The sequence below is a fragment of the Methylobacterium nigriterrae genome, assembly GCF_037106235.1.
In the GTDB taxonomy this organism is placed as follows: domain Bacteria; phylum Pseudomonadota; class Alphaproteobacteria; order Rhizobiales; family Beijerinckiaceae; genus Methylobacterium; species Methylobacterium nigriterrae.
On sequence record NZ_JBAWTG010000307.1, the window covers coordinates 1 to 2,199 of the forward strand.

The window sequence follows — 2,199 nt, forward strand, 5'->3', positions numbered from 1 at the left end:
AGCGAGCGCCTCGCCCGCCAGTCCAAGCAAAACCTGGAGGCCGTCACGCGCTGCGGCACGGTCCTGACCCAAGCCTACCAGGATGCCTCGCGCAGCTGGTTCGAGCTGAGCCAGAAGCAGTGGCGGCGCAATCTCGACGGGCTGAACCGGCTGACCCAGGCCAGGTCCGTCCAGGAGTTTGCTGCCATCCAAAGCGAGCTGGCTCGCGAGGGCCTGCAGCACACGGTGCAGGACAGCCGCACCATCGCCCAGACCTCGATCCGTGCGGTCGAGGAGGCCAGCAAGACCTTCTCCAGCATGGCCCAGCAGAGCCCGACCGCCGTGCGCTGAGGTGTCACCACCTGGCCCGCGCACATCGGGGCTCGGCGGCAAACCAGAGGGCGGCGTCAGATCGCCTTTACCAGGCAGCCTGGACTGACGATTGTTTCTGCAGTCACGCCGCTCGTAAATTTACAACCGAAGCCGGCCAAGCAGAAAAATAGTCAGATTAGCCGCGCGGCGATAAAACACTTTCCAACATGCTACGAGGAAAACAATGAACACGATCAGGCAGTTGATCCAAACCAGCCCCACGAAGGCGAACGAGCTCTTCACGGCCCTCGCCGGCACCTCGGACAATGCGGTGAAGACGCGCGAGCGCCTTCTGGGTGACCTCAAGACCGAGCTGGAGCTCCTGGCCCAGCTGGAAGAGGAGCACCTGTTCCCGGTTCTCCGCAAGCACAAGGAAACCAAGGACCTCGTCAGCGCCGCCCTGAACGACAACAAACAAACCCGCAAGCTGCTGGCTGAGCTGGAGCAGACGCCCAAGGGCAGCGAGGAGTTTGGCCCGAAGATCGCCGAGCTGCGGAAGGTTTTCCAGCAGAGCGTGCGGGATGAGCGCAAGGAGCTGCTCCCGGCAGTCCTGAAGGCGCTGAGTGACGAGGAGGCACAGGCCATCGTCGAGAAAATCGAGGAGGGTAAGGCCGAAGTCGAAGAAGCCAAGCGGGCCGAGGCTGAGCAGCGCCGGGCCGAGCAGAGGCAAGAGCGCGAGCAGGCCGACAAGCTCCTCGCCGAGCAGAAGGAAGCCGCCGAGCGCGAGCGGGAGAGCCGCGAGGCTGCCCGGCGGACGGCCGAGCAGGTGGCACAGACTGCTGAAGCTGCCGCCGAGAGCTCCCGCCAGGTGGCCCAGAGCGCTGCAGAGACCGTTCAGCGTGTCGCGACCGCCCCTTTGAGCACGGGCTCGCTGTTCTTTGATGCGATGTTTGGGTTCTGGGGCCTGCCGTCGGGTCGTTCCCTGGCGCGCTCCAGCAATGCCTCGGCATCCGGGAACCAGCTGTCGACCCAGGACGAGGAAGTCATCCCGTTGGCGGAAGAGACGCTGATCGTGGGCAAGCGCACCGAGAACAGCGGCACGACCAGGGTCCGCCGCTATGTCGTCGAGGTCCCGGCCGAGCAGCAGGTGACGCTGTATGACGAGAAGGTGGTGGTTGAGCGGCGTCGGCCCGTCACCGATCAAGCAAGCGGAGAGACCTTGACCGAGCTCACCGTCGAGATGGTGGAAACCTCTGAGGTGCCGCTCGTGGCCAAGGGGGTAAGGGTCAGGGAAGAGGTTGTGGTCCGGCGGGAGCGCACGCAGCGTGTTGAGACTGTGCGGGACACGATCCGGCGGGATGAGGTCGAGATCTCGGGCGCGAGCGGGCGCTCCGGCAACAGGCGGGCTGCCCTCGCTTACAGCCGCAAGTAGGTGCCGGTAGCCGACACAAGCGGGCCGCGGTCAAAACCGACCGCGGGCTTTCCTCTTCGTGGACCATTGCTGGCCTTATGGGCCAGAGTACGGCCCACGGAACAAGTCCCCCAGCGCCTTCCTCCGAAACAACGTGAGCCATCGCCGTCGCCGGTGTTCGGGCCGATCGTGGAGCAGATGACAGCGCTGGCAGAAGGCAGCGAGGTTCGCGCTCACATTGTTCGTAGTGTCATGGTCCCGGTGGGCGGTCGGCCAGCACCACCTTCGTCATCCGAACGCCGGCCACCTCCTCGGCGGTCGGCAGAACCCGAAGCACCTGACCCTGACCATTGCGCCAGGAGCCCGTAGCAACGTCCCACCAGCGGCCATCTCCGAGAGGCGTGATGGTGTGGACGCCCCCGACGGCATCAGCGTGCCAGAGTGGTGGTGTTAGAGCCCACTCCAGGAGGCGTCCATGAACCAGGTGAGCACTGTCG

The 2,199-nt window shown here is 65.1% G+C and carries 2 protein-coding genes and 1 pseudogene; 2 read left to right on the forward strand and 1 reads right to left on the reverse strand.

Annotated features, from left to right (window positions below; translation table 11 throughout):
• Together WDW90_RS36515 and WDW90_RS36520 are read left to right on the forward strand one after the other, a co-directional pair.
• The coding region (locus tag WDW90_RS36515) for a phasin family protein (RefSeq protein WP_336492624.1) at positions 1-330 on the forward strand (330 nt) is incomplete at its 5' end.
• A gap of 205 nt (positions 331-535) precedes the next feature.
• Complete coding sequence (locus tag WDW90_RS36520) at positions 536-1,723, forward strand: DUF2382 domain-containing protein (RefSeq protein WP_336492625.1); 1,188 nt, start codon at positions 536-538, stop codon at positions 1,721-1,723.
• Positions 1,724-1,798: 75 nt separating this feature from the next.
• Here the strand turns inward: WDW90_RS36520 and WDW90_RS36525 are convergent.
• Positions 1,799-2,108 (reverse strand): annotated as a pseudogene (locus tag WDW90_RS36525) (hypothetical protein); the annotation flags it as partial.
• Positions 2,109-2,199: the final 91 nt, after the last annotated feature.